At 65.8% G+C, this 16,348-nt stretch carries 15 protein-coding genes and 1 pseudogene; 2 read left to right on the top strand and 14 right to left on the bottom strand.

The genetic code is table 11. The annotated features are described in order from the left end of the window. Window positions 1–440: 440 nt before the first annotated feature. From AC5Y5W_RS03455 to AC5Y5W_RS03420, 8 genes are all read right to left on the bottom strand, one after another. A complete protein-coding gene (locus tag AC5Y5W_RS03455) occupies window positions 441–1,121 on the bottom strand; it encodes a response regulator (protein WP_499886733.1) in 681 nt (226 codons plus the stop codon). Next, complete coding sequence (locus AC5Y5W_RS03450; protein WP_500022141.1) at window positions 1,118–3,655, bottom strand: DUF4118 domain-containing protein; 2,538 nt, start codon at window positions 3,653–3,655, stop codon at window positions 1,118–1,120. Before AC5Y5W_RS03450 ends, AC5Y5W_RS03455 begins: the two co-directional genes overlap by 4 nt. Further along, the gene (locus tag AC5Y5W_RS03445) at window positions 3,645–4,523 is read right to left on the bottom strand and encodes a potassium-transporting ATPase subunit C (protein ID WP_500022069.1); all 879 of its coding nucleotides are present in this window, start codon (window positions 4,521–4,523) and stop codon (window positions 3,645–3,647) included. The genes AC5Y5W_RS03450 and AC5Y5W_RS03445 overlap by 11 nt, the downstream gene beginning before the upstream one ends. A 2-nt stretch (window positions 4,524–4,525) precedes the next feature. Next, window positions 4,526–6,646, bottom strand: coding sequence for a potassium-transporting ATPase subunit KdpB (kdpB, locus tag AC5Y5W_RS03440; RefSeq protein ID WP_500022068.1), 2,121 nt, complete (start codon window positions 6,644–6,646; stop codon window positions 4,526–4,528). A gap of 1 nt (window position 6,647) precedes the next feature. After that, on the bottom strand, window positions 6,648–8,318 hold the full coding sequence (gene kdpA, locus AC5Y5W_RS03435) for a potassium-transporting ATPase subunit KdpA (protein ID WP_500022067.1): 1,671 nt from the start codon (window positions 8,316–8,318) through the stop codon (window positions 6,648–6,650). Then, on the bottom strand, window positions 8,318–8,407 hold the full coding sequence (locus AC5Y5W_RS03430) for a potassium-transporting ATPase subunit F (RefSeq protein ID WP_500010637.1): 90 nt from the start codon (window positions 8,405–8,407) through the stop codon (window positions 8,318–8,320). Before AC5Y5W_RS03430 ends, kdpA begins: the two co-directional genes overlap by 1 nt. Before the next feature lie 216 nt (window positions 8,408–8,623). After that, window positions 8,624–10,120, bottom strand: coding sequence for a sensor histidine kinase (locus AC5Y5W_RS03425; RefSeq protein WP_500010638.1), 1,497 nt, complete (start codon window positions 10,118–10,120; stop codon window positions 8,624–8,626). After that, window positions 10,117–10,890, bottom strand: a complete 774-nt coding sequence (locus AC5Y5W_RS03420) for a response regulator transcription factor (protein ID WP_500010639.1) — start codon at window positions 10,888–10,890, stop codon at window positions 10,117–10,119. Before AC5Y5W_RS03420 ends, AC5Y5W_RS03425 begins: the two co-directional genes overlap by 4 nt. Before the next feature lie 355 nt (window positions 10,891–11,245). On the opposite strand from AC5Y5W_RS03420, the gene AC5Y5W_RS03415 reads away from it, so the two are divergent. Next, on the top strand, window positions 11,246–11,551 hold the full coding sequence (locus AC5Y5W_RS03415) for a PE family protein (RefSeq protein WP_499886720.1): 306 nt from the start codon (window positions 11,246–11,248) through the stop codon (window positions 11,549–11,551). Window positions 11,552–11,585: 34 nt separating this feature from the next. Beyond that, window positions 11,586–12,962, top strand: coding sequence for a PPE family protein (locus AC5Y5W_RS03410; RefSeq protein ID WP_499886718.1), 1,377 nt, complete (start codon window positions 11,586–11,588; stop codon window positions 12,960–12,962). A 60-nt stretch (window positions 12,963–13,022) separates the two neighbouring features. Here AC5Y5W_RS03410 and AC5Y5W_RS03405 read toward each other — a convergent pair whose 3' ends face one another. From AC5Y5W_RS03405 to AC5Y5W_RS03380, 6 genes and pseudogenes are all read right to left on the bottom strand, one after another. Further along, a complete protein-coding gene (locus AC5Y5W_RS03405; protein ID WP_499883909.1) occupies window positions 13,023–13,307 on the bottom strand; it encodes a WXG100 family type VII secretion target in 285 nt (94 codons plus the stop codon). Window positions 13,308–13,318: 11 nt separating this feature from the next. Next, a complete protein-coding gene (locus tag AC5Y5W_RS03400) occupies window positions 13,319–13,615 on the bottom strand; it encodes a WXG100 family type VII secretion target (protein ID WP_499883910.1) in 297 nt (98 codons plus the stop codon). Window positions 13,616–13,736: 121 nt separating this feature from the next. Next, window positions 13,737–14,906: a PPE family protein gene (locus tag AC5Y5W_RS03395; RefSeq protein WP_500010640.1), complete on the bottom strand. Its 1,170-nt coding sequence runs from the start codon at window positions 14,904–14,906 to the stop codon at window positions 13,737–13,739. Between the two features lie 47 nt (window positions 14,907–14,953). Then, complete coding sequence (locus tag AC5Y5W_RS03390) at window positions 14,954–15,217, bottom strand: PE/PPE C-terminal domain-containing protein (protein WP_500022140.1); 264 nt, start codon at window positions 15,215–15,217, stop codon at window positions 14,954–14,956. 294 nt (window positions 15,218–15,511) lie between these two features. Beyond that, a pseudogene (locus AC5Y5W_RS03385) lies at window positions 15,512–15,805 on the bottom strand (PE family protein); the annotation flags it as partial. Window positions 15,806–16,058: 253 nt separating this feature from the next. Then, on the bottom strand, window positions 16,059–16,343 hold the full coding sequence (locus AC5Y5W_RS03380) for a WXG100 family type VII secretion target (RefSeq protein ID WP_499883909.1): 285 nt from the start codon (window positions 16,341–16,343) through the stop codon (window positions 16,059–16,061). Window positions 16,344–16,348 lie beyond the last annotated feature (5 nt).

The raw sequence follows: 16,348 nt of genomic DNA, 5'->3' as shown, positions 1-16,348 counted from the left end.
GAAACCCACTCTTCTAGCGCCACCGTTCAGTCGCACTATAAATCGACCAGCGGGCACCCGCACCGGCTTGTACTGCGGGGAAATCCCAGCGTCCATCGCAAGCCACTTAACGCATGCTGCTGGGAAAATGCTGCACCTTTCCGATGAGAAAGCTGGCAAAATTGTTCCGCCGACAATTAGGGAATCAAACGTGGTTCTCCGACAAGCCATTTCCCGTCTCATGATCGACCTGGCGGCTGCGCCGGCGGCGAGCAGACAGACTCAGGCGGGCCGTTTCGTCGGCCCCGCGCCGGGCGTACCGTCAGAGAAAGGTTTTACCAGAATGTAATCCACGGCGGCCAAGGCATCACGCTGTCGACATGTTGACTGCGAACGTCGACTTGTTGTGCCGCCGGCCCGCATACCGGCCCAACAACTCGACGTTGGGCGCCCGCCGAGGTTCACACCTCGAAGCGGTAGCCCATGCCCGCTTCGGTCAGCAGGTGCTGCGGTCTGGACGGGTCGGCCTCGAGTTTGCGCCGCAACTGCGCCAAATAGACACGCAGGTAATGTGTTTCGGTCGCATATGCAGGGCCCCACACTTCTTTGAGGAGTTCCTCGCGGCCGACCAGCTTGCCCCGGTTACGGACCAGCACCTCGAGCATGCCCCATTCGGTCGGCGTCAGGTGCACTTCTGCGCCGTTCTTGACGACCTTCTTCGCCGCCAAATCGACAGTGAACGCCGCGGTTTCGATGACCGGTTGATCGGTTTCGGACGCGGCGGCGTTGCGGCGCACCGCGGCACGCAGCCGGGCGAGGAACTCGTCCATCCCAAACGGTTTGGTGACGTAATCGTCGGCGCCGGCGTCCAGCGCCTCGACCTTGTCCGATGAATCGGTGCGCGCGGAGAGCACGATGACCGGAGCACTCAGCCAGCCCCGCAGCCCCGCCAGCACTTCGATGCCGGAGATGTCGGGCAGACCCAGATCCAGGATCACCACTTCGGGACGGTGTTCGGCGGCGGCGCGCAACGCACCGGCACCGGTGGAGGCAGTGATCACCTCATAGCCCCGAACCGACAGGTTGATCTTCAGCGCGCGCAGAATGTGCGGCTCGTCGTCGATCACCAGTACTCGAGTCACTGGCGCCGCTCTTCTGGTGCAGCCAGTTCCACGACGACGGTCAGACCACCGCCCGGAGTATCGGTCGCTTGGATGGTGCCGCCCATCGCCTCGACGAAACCGCGTGCTACCGACAACCCCAGTCCGACGCCGGTGGTGTTGTCGTGATCGCCCAACCGCTGAAACGCCGCAAAGAGGCCTTCCTCGCTGCCCGCCGGGATACCCGGCCCCTCGTCGATGACATTGATCAACACGCGCTCGCCCACCTGGCCGGCATTGACGCGCACGACGCAATTGGGCGCGTAGCGCAGCGCGTTGTCGATCAGGTTGGCCAGTACCCGCTCCAGCAGGCCGGCATCGGCCATCACCTGTGTGCCGCCGACGTCGACTTTGACGCGGTCGATGCCGGGTCGCAGGAACCCGGTGGCGCCTGTGCCGATACCGACCAGCGCCCGTTGCACGGTTTCCTCCAGATACACCCGGCGCAGCTCAGGTCGAATAACCCCGGCGGCCAACCGCGACGAATCGAGCAGGTTGCCGACCAGTGCGGTGAGCTGGTCGATCGATTCCTCGATGGTGGCCAGCAATTCGGCGGTGTCCTCGGGAGAGAAGTCGACATCACCGGCGCGCAGGCTCGAAACCGCGGCCTTGGCCCCTGCCAGCGGGGTGCGTAGGTCGTGGCTGACCGCCGACAACAGCGATCTCCGCAACTCGTCTGCTTGCTCGATCGCCGCGGCCCTGCCGGCCTCCAACGTCAATTCGCGCTGCCGTATCAGGCCCGCGGCCTGTGTGGCCACCGCCGAAAGCACCCGGCGGTCGCGGGCGGCCAGCTTCCTGCCGGCCATCAGCATCCAGAATTCGTTATCGCCGACCTCGATTGCAGTGTCGGCGGAATCTATTGTGCTGCATGGGTTCATACCCACTGACGCGACGAGGCGGCTGTCCTTGCGCACCATGCTCACGGCGCGCTGTGAGTAGGTTTCCCGTACCCGTTCGAGAAGTGTTTCCAGGTCGGCGCCGCCCAGCACTGATCCCGCGAACAGCGTGAGCAGCTCTGCCTCCTGGGATGCGCGGCCGGCTTCGCGGGCGCGTTTGGCCGCGCCGTCGACCAGAACAGCGATCGCGACGGCGATCATCAGCAGGACCAGCTCCGTCACGGCCGCGTCGGGTTCGGCGATGGTGAAGCTGTGCCGCGGCGTCGTCAGGTAGTAGTTCAACAGCAGACCCGACAACACCGCAGAAAGCGCAGCCGGCGCGACGCCGCCCAACAGGGCCACCGCCAGCACCCCGACGAAGAACATTGCGCTTTCTCCGCTGGTCTCCAGGAACGGATCCAGCCAGGCGACTGTGATCGCACAAATCGCGGACGGCACAACGACCGCCGCCAGCCATGATGCGGCGCGTCGCTGGCGAGGCGAGACCGGCGTGCGTCGAATTCCGAGTTTGGACTCCTCGTGGGTGACGATGTGCACGTCGATCTTGTCCGACAGTTGGATCACCCTGGCGCCGATGCCCTCTTCGACGATGCGCGCCCAACGCGAGCGGCGCGACGTCCCGATCACCAGCTGAGTGGCGTTGATCTGGCGGGCGAAATCCAGGAGCGCGGTGGGCACGTCGTCACCGGCGACGATGTGCATCGACGCGTCGAGGCTGACGGCCAGTTCACGGATCTTGCTGATCCGCGGAGCCGACGCGCCGGAGAGCCCGTCGCCGCGCAAGACGTGCACCACCAGCAGCTCGGCGGTGGACTTCGTTGCTATCCGCGAAGCCCGTCGGACCAACGTTTCCGATTCGGGTCCGCCGGTGACCGCGACGACCACGCGTTCACGCGCTTCCCAGGTGTCGGTGATCCTTTTGTCCGCGCGGTATTTGGCCAACGCCGCATCGACTTGGTCGGCCAGCCACAGCAAGGCGAGCTCTCGCAGCGCGGTGAGGTTTCCGCTGCGGAAGTAGTTGGACAGCGCCGCATCAACCTTCTCCGGAGCATACACATTTCCATGAGATAGCCTGCGCCGCAGCGCTTCTGGTGCGACGTCGATCAACTCGACCTGGGCGGCTTGCCGCACCACCGAATCCGGTATCGTTTCCTGCTGAACGATTCCGGTGATCTGGGCGACGACGTCGTTGAGGCTTTCCAGATGCTGGATGTTGACCGTGGAGATCACGGTGATGCCGGCATCGAGCAGCTCTTCGACATCCTGCCATCGCTTGTGGTTCTTGCTGCCGGGTGCGTTGGTGTGCGCGAGCTCGTCGACCAGGACCACGTCCGGCTGTCTGGCCAGCACTGCCGGTACGTCGAGTTCGGGAAAGCGCTTGCCGCGGTAGTCGAGGAAGCGGGGCGCGATCATCTCGATCCCCGCAATCAGCTCGGCGGTTTTTCGGCGGCCGTGCGTCTCGACCACCGCCCCCACCAGGTCGGTGCCGCGTTCCAGGCGCCGGTGCGCTTCGCCGAGCATCGCATACGTCTTACCCACACCCGGGGCCGCGCCGAGATAGATGCGCAGCTCCCCGCGTTTGCGACGGTGCTCGACACTCACCCAACCATCATCCACCAGGACCGGGGTACGACTGGTCCAGTGCGAGGTTGAGTCGCAGCACGTTGACCCGGGGCTCACCGAATATGCCGAGATCGCGGCCGCTGCTGTTGGCCCGAACCACATCGCGGATTCGATCCGGAGCGACACGCCGAGCCGCGGCTACCCGAGCGATTTGAATCTCGGCATAGGCCGGCGAGATGTCCGGGTCCAGACCGCTGCCGCTCGTGGTGACCGCGTCGGCGGGCACTCGCGGGTCGCCGGGTGCGACACCACGGACCGGCACAATCTGGCCGGCCGAGTAGTCCTGCCCGGGCTGTGCGCACTGCACAGGTACCCCGGCGTAGCTGCTCACGAATGGACGGGTCACGGTTGTGCACGGTTCGTTGACGCTGACAACTCGAGTAGGCCCGCTGACATTGCCCCGCGCATCGCGAGGGCCGATCACCGACAGGACGGCGCCGACACCGCCGGCCGTGCAGAACGGGCGCGATCCGTCCACCGCTTCCTGGTCGCCGATTGCCTTGCTGTGTGAGCACACCAGGGTGAGCAGGCTGGGCCGCGTCGGCGTATCCACCACGTCTTCGGGCCCCAGATTGCGAGCACCGCTGCTCAACGGGTCATAACCGGCACCGGCCGCCGAGGGCCGCGACTGAAAGTACTGTGGCAGCGGCCGACCGGCGGCATCGGTGAACGACTGGCCGATCAGTGCGCTGCCAACCGGTTTTCCGTCGATCCGGGTGATCGAGCCCTCTGCTTGCGGGCGCAAACCGGGACACTGCGCGACCAGCCAAACGAACAGCGGGTAGCCAATTCCCAGGATCACCGTGAAGACGAGCAGCGCGCGCAGCGCTGCCCAATGCTGGCGAACCAGGACCGAATTACTCATTGTCAGGCCATTCCGGGAAGCAGTTGGACCACCAGGTCGATGAGCTTGATCCCGATGAACGGGGTCACGATCCCGCCCAGCCCGTAGATTGCGAGGTTGCGGCTCAACAATTTTGACGCATGGCTCGGGGTATATCGCACTCCGCGAAGCGCCAGCGGAATCAGGCCGACGATCACGAGCGCGTTGAAGATCACCGCCGATAGGATCGCCGACTCCGCGCTGTGCAACCGCATCACGTTGAGCAGGTCCAGGCCGGGGAAGAGCACTACGAACAGCGCCGGGATGACCGCGAAATACTTGGCGATGTCGTTGGCGATCGAAAACGTGGTGAGCGCACCGCGGGTGATGAGCAACTGTTTGCCGATCTCGACGATCTCGATCAGTTTGGTGGGGTCTGAGTCCAGGTCCACCATGTTGCCGGCTTCTTTGGCCGCACTGGTTCCGGTGTTCATCGCCACCCCGACATCGGCCTGGGCCAACGCCGGCGCGTCGTTGGTGCCGTCGCCGGTCATCGCGACCAGTCGGCCGCCTTCCTGCTCACCCTTGATCAGGACCAGCTTGTCTTCCGGCGTGGCCTCGGCCAGAAAGTCGTCGACGCCGGCCTCGTCGGCAATCGCCCTGGCGGTCAGCGGGTTGTCGCCGGTGATCATCACGGTGCGGATGCCCATTCGGCGCATCGCGTCGAACCGGTCGCGCATGCCCTGCTTCACCACGTCTTTGAGGTAGACGACGCCAAGCACCCGCGCTGTGGTGCCGCCTACCTGGCCCACCACCAACGGGGTTCCGCCGGCAGCCGAGATGCCGTCGACGACCTGCCCGACTTGTGCCGAAACCGTGCCGCCATGACCACGTACCCACTCCGCGACCGAACTGGCCGCGCCCTTGCGCAGCTGCCGTCCGTCGATGTCGACGCCTGACATCCGCGTCACCGCAGTGAATTCCACCCAGTTGGCGTTATCGAGCTCACCGGGCAACCGGGCCCGCAGCCCGTAGGCATCTTTGGCGTAGACGACAATCGAGCGGCCCTCGGGGGTTTCGTCGGCCAGGCTGGCCAGCTGAGCGGCGTCGGCAAGTTCCTCGAAGGTCACCCCGTCGACCGGGATGAACTCCGAGGCTTCTCGGTTGCCGAGCGTGATCGTTCCGGTCTTGTCCAGGAGCAGGGTGTTGACGTCGCCGGCTGCTTCGACCGCCCGCCCGGACATCGCCAGCACGTTGCGCTGGACCAACCGGTCCATCCCGGCAATGCCGATGGCCGACAGCAACGCACCGATCGTGGTGGGGATCAGGCACACCAGCAGCGCCACCAAAACGATTCCGGTGATGCCATTTTCGTCGAGGGCAGCGGTATCCGGCACTCCGGGGTTATTAGCCTTGGAGTAGATCGCCAGCGGCTGCAGGGTGGCCACCGCAAACACGAAGATGATCGTGACGGCGGCGAGCAGGATGTTCAGCGCGATCTCATTGGGTGTTTTTTGCCGGTTGGCGCCTTCCACCAGTGCGATCATCCGGTCCACGAAGCCTTGACCCGGCTGTTGAGTGATCTTGACGACGATGCGGTCGGAGAGCACGGTGGTTCCGGCGGTCACCGCCGAGCGGTCTCCACCGGATTCCCGGATCACCGGTGCCGATTCGCCGGTGATGGCCGACTCGTCCACCGACGCAATGCCTTCCACGACGTCACCATCGCCGGGGATAACCTGGCCGGCTTCGACGACAACGACGTCGCCCTGCTGCAGCAGCAATGCGGGGACCTGCTCCTCGATACCGTCAGCGGCCGGTGACCAGCCGACCAGCCGGCGCGCCTGGGTGCCGGCTCTGGACTTGCGTAACGTGTCGGCCTGCGCTTTGCCGCGTCCTTCGGCCACCGCCTCGGCCAGGTTGGCGAATACCACCGTCAGCCACAACCAGAACACCACCAGCCAGCCGAACCAGCTCGGCTCGCCGATCGCCAGCACCGTTGACCACACGGCGCCGATCTCCACGACGAACATCACCGGGTTGCGCCACAGCGTGCGAGGATCGAGTTTGCGTAGCGCGCCGGGTAGCGACGTCAGCAGCATCTGTGGGTCGAGTAGCCCGCCCGCATTCGAGTGAGCGGCTGAATTCCTTGTCGGACTGCGCATTTCAGTGCAGCCCCTCGGCGAGGGGGCCAACGGCCAGCGCTGGCAGAAAAGTCAGCGCGACCAGGATGATCGTCACACCGACGACCAACCCGACGAACTGCGGTTTGTGGGTGGGCAGGGTGCCGATCGACGCCGGCGTCGAGCCCTGACGAGCCAGCGAACCGGCCAGCGCAAGTACCAGAATCATCGGCAGGAACCGTCCGATGAGCATCGCCAGACCGAGTGCGGTGTTGTACCAGACGGTGTCGGCCGCGAGTCCGGCGAACGCCGAACCGTTGTTGTTCGCCGCCGAGGTGAACGCATACAACACTTCGGAGAGGCCGTGCGGTCCGGTATTGCCCATGCCGGCACGCTGACCGGGCAGGGCTACCGCGGTCGCGGTGCCGAGCAGCACGATCAGCGGGGTAATCAGGAAATAGCTTGCCGCAAGCTTGATCTCGCGTGGCGTGATCTTCTTGCCCAAGTATTCCGGGGTCCGCCCGACCATCAGTCCGGCGACGAATACCGTGATGACGGCCAGGATGAGCATGCCGTACAGGCCGGAGCCGACGCCGCCGGGCGCCACTTCACCCAACTGCATGTTGAACAGCGGCATCATCCCGCCCAGGCTGGTGTAGGAGTCGTGCGCGGAGTCGACCGCGCCGGTCGATGTCAGGGTGGTCGTGCCGGCGTACACCGCGGAGTCGGCGACCCCGAAACGCTGCTCGACACCTTCTGTCGCGGCGCCCACTGCGGTGGGGACGGTGCCGTGGTGTTGCAGTTGCAACAGCATCACCAGGGTGAGGCTGACCGCGGCGATGATCGCCATGACCGCGGCGATCGCGTAGCCCTGCCTGGTGTTGCCGACCAGGCGGCCGAAGGTGCGCGGCAACGAGAAGCTGATCACCGACAGCAGAAAGATTTCGACCCAGTTCGTCCAGGGGGTCGGGTTCTCGAAGGGATGTGACGAGTTGGCGTTGTAGAAGCCGCCGCCGTTGGTGCCAAGGACCTTGATCACCTCCTGGCTGGCCACCGGGCCGCCAGTGATGCTCTGCGGCGATCCGGCCAGCGTGGTGATCACCTGGTCGTGCAGATGGAAGTTCTGCACGACGCCGCCCCCGACCAGCACCACCGCGCCGACGACCGCGATCGGCACCAGGATGCGCAGTGTGCCGCGGACCAGGTCCACCCAGAAATTGCCGAGTTCAGCGGTGCTGCGGCGAGCAAAGCCGCGAACGAACGCGACGGCGACCGCCATACCGACCGCAGCTGACACAAAGTTCTGTACCGCCAGACCGGCCATCTGCACTAGATGCCCCTGCGTTGATTCGCCCGCATAGGCCTGCCAATTCGTGTTGGTGACGAAACTAACTGCGGTATTCCACGCCAGCGCCGGAGTCATAGGTGTCGCCGGGTGCCGAAGATGCAGCGGGAGCTGGTCTTGGACGAGTTGGAGGACGAACAGGAAGCCGAGGCTGACAGCCGAGAACGCCAGCACGCTACGGGCATAGGTCGCCCAGCCTTGTTCGGTGGACGGGTCGGCGCCGATCACCCGGTAGACGAACCGTTCTGCACGCGAATGCTTCTCGGAGCTGTAGACCCGATACATGTAGTCGCCGAGTGGCACGTGAACTACGGCCAGTACCGCGATCAGCAGCGCGAGGAACAGCAGGCCGGCCGTTGCGCTATTCACTAGAACTGCTCCGGAAAGACCAGGGCCGCAACGAGGAACACCGCAACGAGTACGGCAAGCGCCAAGCCGACAGCGTTGGCGAGGTTCATCGGCCGTCGACCATCTTCACGACCAGTCCGAGTAGGGCGAACACCGCGGCGCTCAACAGCAGGTAGAGCACAACAGACATGTCGTCTCCGTTCACCCAGCATCAATTCGCCCTCGGCGACCAGGGCTGCAACGACGCTAACTCCGCGCGGCGTCGAGCGACGGGGTCGTTGACGCTTTCTTTACGGGTGCTACCGCGACGTTGACGGTGCTGTGCGCTAACCGGTCGGCGGCGCGCTCATGGGCAGCCGGACTCGGAAGACTGTTTGACCGTCTGCGGATTCGGCCGTGACGGTCCCATGGTGCGCCTTGACGATCGACGCGACGATCGGCAGTCCCAATCCGTTGCCGGACCCGTTGGACCGCGACGCGTCGCCGCGCACGAATCGCTCGAACAGGTGCGGCAGCAGAGCAGGCTCGATATCGGGTCCGTTGTCGGTGACGGTCAACTCGGCGTAGGGCCCGTCCGCGCCCGAAGGATCACGCGCGATCGCCGTCGTCACGGTGACTCCGGCAGGCGTGTGCACGTGCGCGTTACTCAACAGGTTGCTCACCAGTTGATGCAGACGGTGGCGGTCTCCGCGCACCCATACCGGTTCCTCGGGTAGGTCTTTGACCCAACGGTGCGTCGGCGCCGCTACTGCCGTGTCGTTCACCGCGTTGATGACGACGTCGCCCAGATCAACCTCTTCGGTGTCCAGATCCTCGCCTTCGCCCAACCGGGACAGCAGTAGCAACTCGTCGACGAGCGATGTCATCCGCAGTGCCTCGGACTCGATACGGGCCAGCGCATACTCGGTCGTCGGCGGCAAGGCCGAGCTGTCCTGGCGGGTGAGTTCGGCGTAGCCCTGAATCGCCGCCAACGGGGTGCGTAGTTCGTGGCTGGCGTCGGTGATGAACTGCCGCATCCGGCGGTCGGATTCGACACGGTGCGCCAGCGCGCCATCGACGTTGTCCAGCAAGCGATTCAATGTGTGCCCGACAATCCCGACTTCGTTGTTCGGGTCGGTGTCGTCGGGGCGCACCCGCGTGGTGATGCGGTGCTCGTCGCCGATGAGTGGCATGGCCGCGACCTCGGCGGCAGTTGCGGCCACCCGGCGCAGCGGCCGCAGCGCGTAGCCGACTACCCAAATCGTCAGGATCGCTGTGACCAACAGGGCTCCGGCCAGAAGCGCTGTGGCGGTGACCGTTCGGCGTTCGATCGTACGATTGGCGAGGTTCAGCGATACCCCGACCAGCAGACGGTCCGCGCCGTCGGCGCGGCTGTCGACTCGGTAGGAGCCCAAGCTGCCCAGCTGTTCGGTACGTGGCGGGCCGTCGGCCCAGGTATGTGACTCGATGGCGCGAACTACGTCGGCAGGCGCCGGGTGCGGCTCGTCTTCGGAGAAGACGGCCGAGCCGACCACCGTGCCGTCATGCAGTATCGCGATCAGGTTTTCGGGCGTCTGGCCAGTGAAACCCAGCATCGCCGTCTCGATGGGTGTGCCGCCGTGTACTCCCTCCCCGGTGCGGTAGCGGGTGACCGAGTGGCTCAGTGCGTCCAGCGATTCGACAACTTCGGCGTCGTTCATCGTCGTGACGTATGCACGCAGGCTTAACACCGAGACAATGTCGACTGCCACCAAAACCACGCAGACAACGGCGGATACGCTCAACACCAACTGCCTGCGCACGGATCGCGTCCGCCACCACGGCGTGACCCGACGTCGGATCATTCCGGCGATCGCAGCATGTATCCGACGCCGCGAACGGTGTGGATCATCGGATCTCTGCCGGAGTCGAGCTTCTTCCGCAGATACGAGATGTACAAATCGACGATGCTGGTCCGCCCCGCGAAATCATAGTTCCACACCCGGTCCAGAATTTCGGTGCGGGTCAACGCGCGACGCGGATTGCGCATCAGGAATCGCAGCAGTTCGAACTCGGTCGACGTCAGCGAGATCAGTGTTCCACCGCGGGTGACCTCACGGCTGGCGCCGTCCAAGGTGAGGTCGCCGACGGTCAGGACCTCCTCGGCCGGCGGCGCCAGGTGATTGGACCGCCGAAGCAGTCCGCGCAGCCTGGCGACGAGTTCCTCGAGGCTGAACGGTTTGGTCATGTAATCGTCGGCGCCCGCAGTCAAGCCGGTGACCCGGTCCATCACCGAATCACGGGCGGTCAGAAACAGCGTCGGGGTATAGGCGTCTGATCCACGCACCCGCTGCAGGATCTGCAGTCCGTCCATATCCGGAAGCATGATGTCGAGCACCAGCACGTCCGGGCCGACCTTGTCGAACTTGGCGACGGCCTCGCGGCCGTTGTGCGCGACGTCGACAACCCAGCCTTCGTAATGCAGGGCCATCTTGACCAGATTGGTTAGCGCCGGCTCGTCGTCGACCAGCAAAACCCGGATCGGCGATCCGTCGGCCCGGTTGATCCGGGGCAGCTGCCCGAGGATGGCCTGGCGTGGCCGCTGTTCGCGTGCGTAACCGGACATTGCGGTCATGTTCCTACATTCTCCCTGGCACACATGAGGTTGTCACGGAGTTCATAGAGTTCTCAAATGTGGCGGGCACCCGCCCGGTCCGATGCCAGTACCTGCAGATATGCGTTTTCTATGTATTCCATGAGCCTACTTGATATGACTTCTATACGAAAAATACGGTGGTGCATAGCCGTTGAGCCACGACATGACGTACAGCGGAGTGCGCCGTTCTAATCGCCTGCGCGCAAACAGCTTTGATATTGACGCCGCGATCTTTGGCGGCCGCAAGCGGCCATTGCCTGTCGCCGCGGAGTGTGCGCACGGCAAGTGTCGAGTAGTGGCCAGCTTCGGTTTTGGAGAAAGTTAGGAGACATCAATGTCTTTCGCAGCATTTGTCAACACGCACCCGGAGGCGCTGGCGGCTGCGGCCGGCCATCTGCATGGCATCGGCTCGCAGATGGCCGCGGGAAATGCAGCGGCGGCCGGCCCGACCGGCGCGGTGGTACCGGCGGCCGCCGACGTGGTGTCGGCGTTGACCGCGGCGCAGTTTGTCGCGCATGCCGGGAACTATCAAGCCATCGGTGCCCAAGCTGCCGCGGTCCACGAGATGTTCGTGACCACGCTGCAGACCAGCGCAGCTTCGTATGCGGCCACCGAGGCCGCCAATGCGGCCCGAATTTGAGCAGGCCAGCTAACGCAACGAAAGGGTAGAGGCGATGGATTTTGGCGCATTGCCGCCGGAAATCAACTCCGCGCGCATGTACGCGGGCGCGGGTCCGGGGCCGCTGCTGGCCGCGTCGACCGCCTGGGACGGGCTGGCCGCCGACCTGCATTCCGCGGCCGCCGGCTATCAATCGGTGGTCACGGGGTTGACCGCCGGGTCGTGGCAGGGGCCCGCGTCGGTGTCGATGGCGGCCGCGGCCGCACCGTATGTGACCTGGATGAGCGCAACCGCCGCCCAGGCTGAACAGACCGCGACTCAGGCCAAAGCGGCGGCAAGCGCCTACGAGGCGGCGTTTGCGATGACGGTGCCGCCTCCGGTGATCGCCGCCAACCGCGCTCAGTTGATGACCCTGATTGCCACCAACCTTCTGGGTCAGAACACCCCGGCGATCATGGCCACCGAGGCCCATTACGGCGAGATGTGGGCCCAGGACGCTGCAGCGATGTACGGCTATGCGGGCAGCGCGGGGGCTGCCTCGACGTTGACGCCGTTCGCCCCGCCGCCGCAAAACACCAACCCGGGCGGGTTGGCCAGCCAAACTGCCGCCGTCGCCCATACCGCCGGCACGTCGGCCGGCACCCATGCGCAAACCATGACGTCGTCGCTGTCGAATGTGCCCCAAACCCTGCAGGGGCTCGCCCAGCCGGTGCAGTCCACGTCGTCCACGGCCGGAATGTCGCAGATGGCGCTGGGCACCGGGACGTCCGCCGCGACCTCGGCGGCCACCACGCCGGCCAGCATGCTCACGGGGATGACCGGTGCGTCGGGCAAAGGGGCCCTGAAAGGTGCCGGCAAGGGTGCCGGCCTGGGCGCGTCGGCGGCTGCCCTGCCTGGCGCTCTGCCGGAGTTAAGCAATGCGGGCGGCATTGGCCTGGCCCTGGACACGGCCGGCTTTGCCGAGGACGGGGTCGGTCTGGTCGGCTTGGACGGCGGCGGCTTGGGCGTCGATTTCGGCGGCCTGGGCCTCGATTTCCTGGGCGCCGACACGCTGACCGAGGGCGGGGGCTTCGGACCGTTGGGGAGCTTCGGAGGTCTAGGAGGGTTAGGACCGCTGCACGGCCTCGGCGGCTTGGGTGGCGGCTTGGGCGGTGCCGGAGCCTCAGCAGGCGTCGGGCAGGCGGCCTCGCTGAGTGGGATGTCGGTGCCGCAGAACTGGTTCGGGTCCGCCCCGTTAGGAGCGATCCACCCGGCCAGCGCCATGCCGTTGCCGAGCACCAATCTCGGTGCCGCCGCTCCGGCGGTAGCGCCGGGCGGGACTGCCGTGCCCAAGCTGGTGATGCCGGGCGTGTCCGGGCGTGAGGTCGACGGTGCGGTCCGGGCCATCGGCTTCCGGTCCAGCGTGGTCCCGCACTCGCCGATGGCGGGGTAGCCGCAAAAGGTTGTGGCCCGCACACCGAGGGGGGTGTGCGGGCCACGTTGTGGTTGTGGGTTAGGCCCAGCTGGAGCCGACGGCGGAGTCGGTGGAGGCCATGTTGTTGCCGGCGGTTTGGACTTTTTGGCCGTGGGTGTTGGCTTGTTCGTAGATGACTTGGAAGTTGCGGCCCAACTGCGTGATGAATTCCTGGCAGGCCACTGAGCCCGCGCCGCCCCAAAAGTCGCCGGCGGCAAGCACATCGCGGATGATGGCCTGGTGTTCGGCTTCTAGGGAGGCGGCCTGGGCGCGGATCAGCGCGCCGTGGGCATCGACGTCACCGAATTGGTAGTTGATGGTCATTGTGGGTTCTCCTAGCTGCTCAGGATCTGCTGGGACGCTTGTTCTTGTTGCTCGTAGTTGTTGGCGTCGCGGATCAGTCCGTCGCGCACGCCGTGGAGCATGTTGACGATGTTGCGAAACGCGGTGTTCATCTGGCCCATGGTGTCGTGGGAGGTCAGTTGGGCGGTTCCGCTCCAGCCGGCGCCGGCGATGTTTTGGGATGAGGCCCACATTTTGCGGGCTTCGTCTTCGACGGTTTGGGCGTGCACGTCAAAGCGGCCGGCCATGTCGCGCATGGCGTGCGGGTCGGTCATAAACCGGGTAGTCATTGGGGTCTCCTTAGGGTGAAGTCAGTCTTGGGTGCCGGTGCTGGCCCGTGATATTCCCAGGGTACGACCTGGGGTTGAACGGGTGGCTTCAAACGTGTGACATGTTTGTTTTCCTTTCCCCCTATCCGGCCACCACCGGCCGGCCCATCACCGTCGGCTTGAACCCATACCGCGGCGCACCAAAGCCATAACCGCGGTTGCCCATACCGGCCCCGGACATCCCAGCGGGCACGGTTCCCACCGCCGTGCTTTCCTCGGCGGCGGCGGTCCACCCGGTGCCCGCTAACGTCGCAGCACCAGTGCCCGCCGGGGTAGCCGCCGACCAACTGGCCGGTACCGACATGCCGCCGACCGCGGCTGCCCTGCCTACGCCCGCCAACACCGGCGCGCCGCCAACGCCGGCAGAGCTTGCTGGCGCCACAGCGCCGGCTAGGCCGGCCGCGCCCGCCGACCCGAGGCCGCCGCCCAGGCCCGCTCCCAGCGCACCGTCGACACCGCCCAGTCCCGCGCCCTCAGCATTTGCAAGCCCGACCCCTGCCGATATGCCGGCGAACATGTTCCAGGCCGTGATGTTTCCTGCCTGGCCGATGACATTCGTTAGCAAGCCGTTGCCCAGGAGGTTGTCGAGCCCGCCCAATCCAGGTGATGCAGCCAGCGGGGAAGCCAGCCCTTGCACCGTGCCGGGCAGGGTCGAGACGAGTTGCGACAAGCCGGTCTGGGTGCCGGCGGTCGAGACCGCGGCGGCCCGGCCGGCCAGCCCGGCCGGGTTGCTGTTTGGCGTCGGGGAGGTCAGCGGCTGCAATCGTCCGGCGACCGCGCTGGTGCCCGCGTAGCCGTACATGGCCGCGGCGTCTTGGGCCCACATTTCGGCATAGAGCGCTTCGGTGGCCGCGATCGCCGGGGTGTTTTGGCCGAGGAAATTGGTGGCCACCAATGCGGCCAGCTGAGCCCGGTTGGCCGCGATCACCGGCGGGGGCACCGTCATCGCGAACGCCGCCTCGTAGGCCGCGGCAGATGCCATTGCCTGGGCGGCGGCATGCTCGGCGGCCGCGGCCGTGGTGTTCATCCACCCCACGTACGGCGCGGCCGCAGCTGCCATCGCCGTCGATGCCGGTCCCAGCCACTCTTCGCTGGTCAGACCGGAGATCACCGATTCATAGGAGGCTGCCGCAGTGGCCAGCTCGGCGCCCAGCGCACTCCAGGAGGACGCGGCGGCCATCATCGGCGCCGCGCCGGGGCCGGTGTAGATGCGTGCGGAGTTGATTTCCGGTGGTAACGCTCCGAAGTCCATTTCTTTCCAACCTCGTTTCCTATGTAGCCGATTTGCCTGACGAGGCGCTAGACGACTGCAGGCTTGGGCATCACGGTCGGCTTGACGCCGTAGCGCGGTGCGCCGAAGCCGATGCCGCCGCGTCCGGCCGAAGCCGCCGACGGCATCCCGGCCGGCATGGTGGCCACCGTCGAATTGTGCGGGGCGGCACTGGTCCAGCCCGCGCCCGTCAACGTCGTGGGGGCAGGGCTGGACGGGGCGGCCGCACCGGCCCAGCTGGGCGGCACCGACAACCCGGCGACGGAGGATGCTCGGCCCAAACCTGCCGACACCGGCGCCCCATTGAAGCTGCCAACGCCTGCCGGCCCTGTCGCGTTCGCCAGGGCCGCCGCGCCCAAGCCCCCCGGAGCGGGTGCCCCGGTGGTCGTAGCCCCAGCGCCCGTCAGTTCGCCCGGAGCGAGAAAACCGGAGCTGCCGAGCTGCAGCAGGTCCGAAGCGGCAGAGCCAAAATTCCCGACCTGAGTCGTGAAGCCACTTCCCACGTTGCTGAAGAACCCCGAGCCCGACGAGGACGACCCGGACCCGGTCAACAAGCCGAGAAGTCCACCGCTGCCGCCGGTGGCGGCGGCCTGGGCCGAGTTGACGGCCTCGGTGGCGCCATACGCTCCGGCGCTGGTGCCAAGTGTGTTCACGAACATCTCGTGTATCGCGGTGGCTTGTGCACTGACCTGTTGGTACAGCGTGCCGTAGGCGGCGAATTGTGTTGCTTGCAAAGCAGATACCGTGTCGGCGGCGGCCGGAACCACGCCCGTGGTCGGGGCTGCGGCCGCCGCGTTCTGCGCGCTCAACGTCGAGCCGATTCCCTGCAAGCTTGCCGCCGCGGCCGTCAAGGCTTCAGGCTGGGTGGTCACGAAAGACATGACTTCTCCTCACGGAAAACGAGCCGGCTCGCATACCAGGGCCGGCCACTGACGTGGTATCGCACTACCGAATCCACGTCTCCACAGTTCCCCGCGAAGAAGGCGATGTGAGAAGTCGTTAACGTCTTCTTAACGCTGCGGCAGCAATCCTTGACGGTTTCCTGTCACCTGCCAGGTGCGCGGGCTCCATCAGGCCGCTGACATGAGTGTGGCCCGCACACCGGTGGTGTGCGGGCCACGGTTGTGGGTGTAGTTAGGCCCAGCTGGAGCCGACGGCGGAGTCGGTGGAGGCCATGTTGTTGCCGGCGGTTTGGACTTTTTGGCCGTGGGTGTTGGCTTGTTCGTAGATGACTTGGAAGTTGCGGCCCAACTGGGTGATGAATTCCTGGCAGGCCACTGAGCCCGCGCCGCCCCAAAAGTCGCCGGCGGCAAGCACATCGCGGATGATGGCCTGGTGTTCGGCTTCTAGGGAGGCGGCCTGGGCGCGGATCAGCGCGCCGTGGGCATCGACGTCACCGAATTGGTAGTTGATGGTCATTGTGG

Source organism: Mycobacterium sp. NGS51 (genome assembly GCF_059812525.1).
This window is presented reverse-complemented; position numbering and strand designations above follow the sequence as displayed.

Excerpts from the sequence above, each read along its gene's own strand:
- AC5Y5W_RS03395 (WP_500010640.1), bottom strand. The coding sequence starts at position 14,906 with ATGGACTTCGGAGCGTTACCACCGGAAATCAACTCCGCACGCATCTAC.
- kdpB (WP_500022068.1), bottom strand. The coding sequence starts at position 6,646 with ATGCGCAGTCCGACAAGGAATTCAGCCGCTCACTCGAATGCGGGCGGG.
- AC5Y5W_RS03420 (WP_500010639.1), bottom strand. The coding sequence starts at position 10,890 with ATGACCGCAATGTCCGGTTACGCACGCGAACAGCGGCCACGCCAGGCC.
- AC5Y5W_RS03405 (WP_499883909.1), bottom strand. The coding sequence starts at position 13,307 with ATGACCATCAACTACCAATTCGGTGACGTCGATGCCCACGGCGCGCTG.
- AC5Y5W_RS03415 (WP_499886720.1), top strand. The coding sequence starts at position 11,246 with ATGTCTTTCGCAGCATTTGTCAACACGCACCCGGAGGCGCTGGCGGCT.
- AC5Y5W_RS03380 (WP_499883909.1), bottom strand. The coding sequence starts at position 16,343 with ATGACCATCAACTACCAATTCGGTGACGTCGATGCCCACGGCGCGCTG.
- AC5Y5W_RS03445 (WP_500022069.1), bottom strand. The coding sequence starts at position 4,523 with ATGAGTAATTCGGTCCTGGTTCGCCAGCATTGGGCAGCGCTGCGCGCG.
- AC5Y5W_RS03410 (WP_499886718.1), top strand. The coding sequence starts at position 11,586 with ATGGATTTTGGCGCATTGCCGCCGGAAATCAACTCCGCGCGCATGTAC.
- AC5Y5W_RS03430 (WP_500010637.1), bottom strand. The coding sequence starts at position 8,407 with ATGAACCTCGCCAACGCTGTCGGCTTGGCGCTTGCCGTACTCGTTGCG.
- AC5Y5W_RS03400 (WP_499883910.1), bottom strand. The coding sequence starts at position 13,615 with ATGACTACCCGGTTTATGACCGACCCGCACGCCATGCGCGACATGGCC.
- AC5Y5W_RS03425 (WP_500010638.1), bottom strand. The coding sequence starts at position 10,120 with ATGATCCGACGTCGGGTCACGCCGTGGTGGCGGACGCGATCCGTGCGC.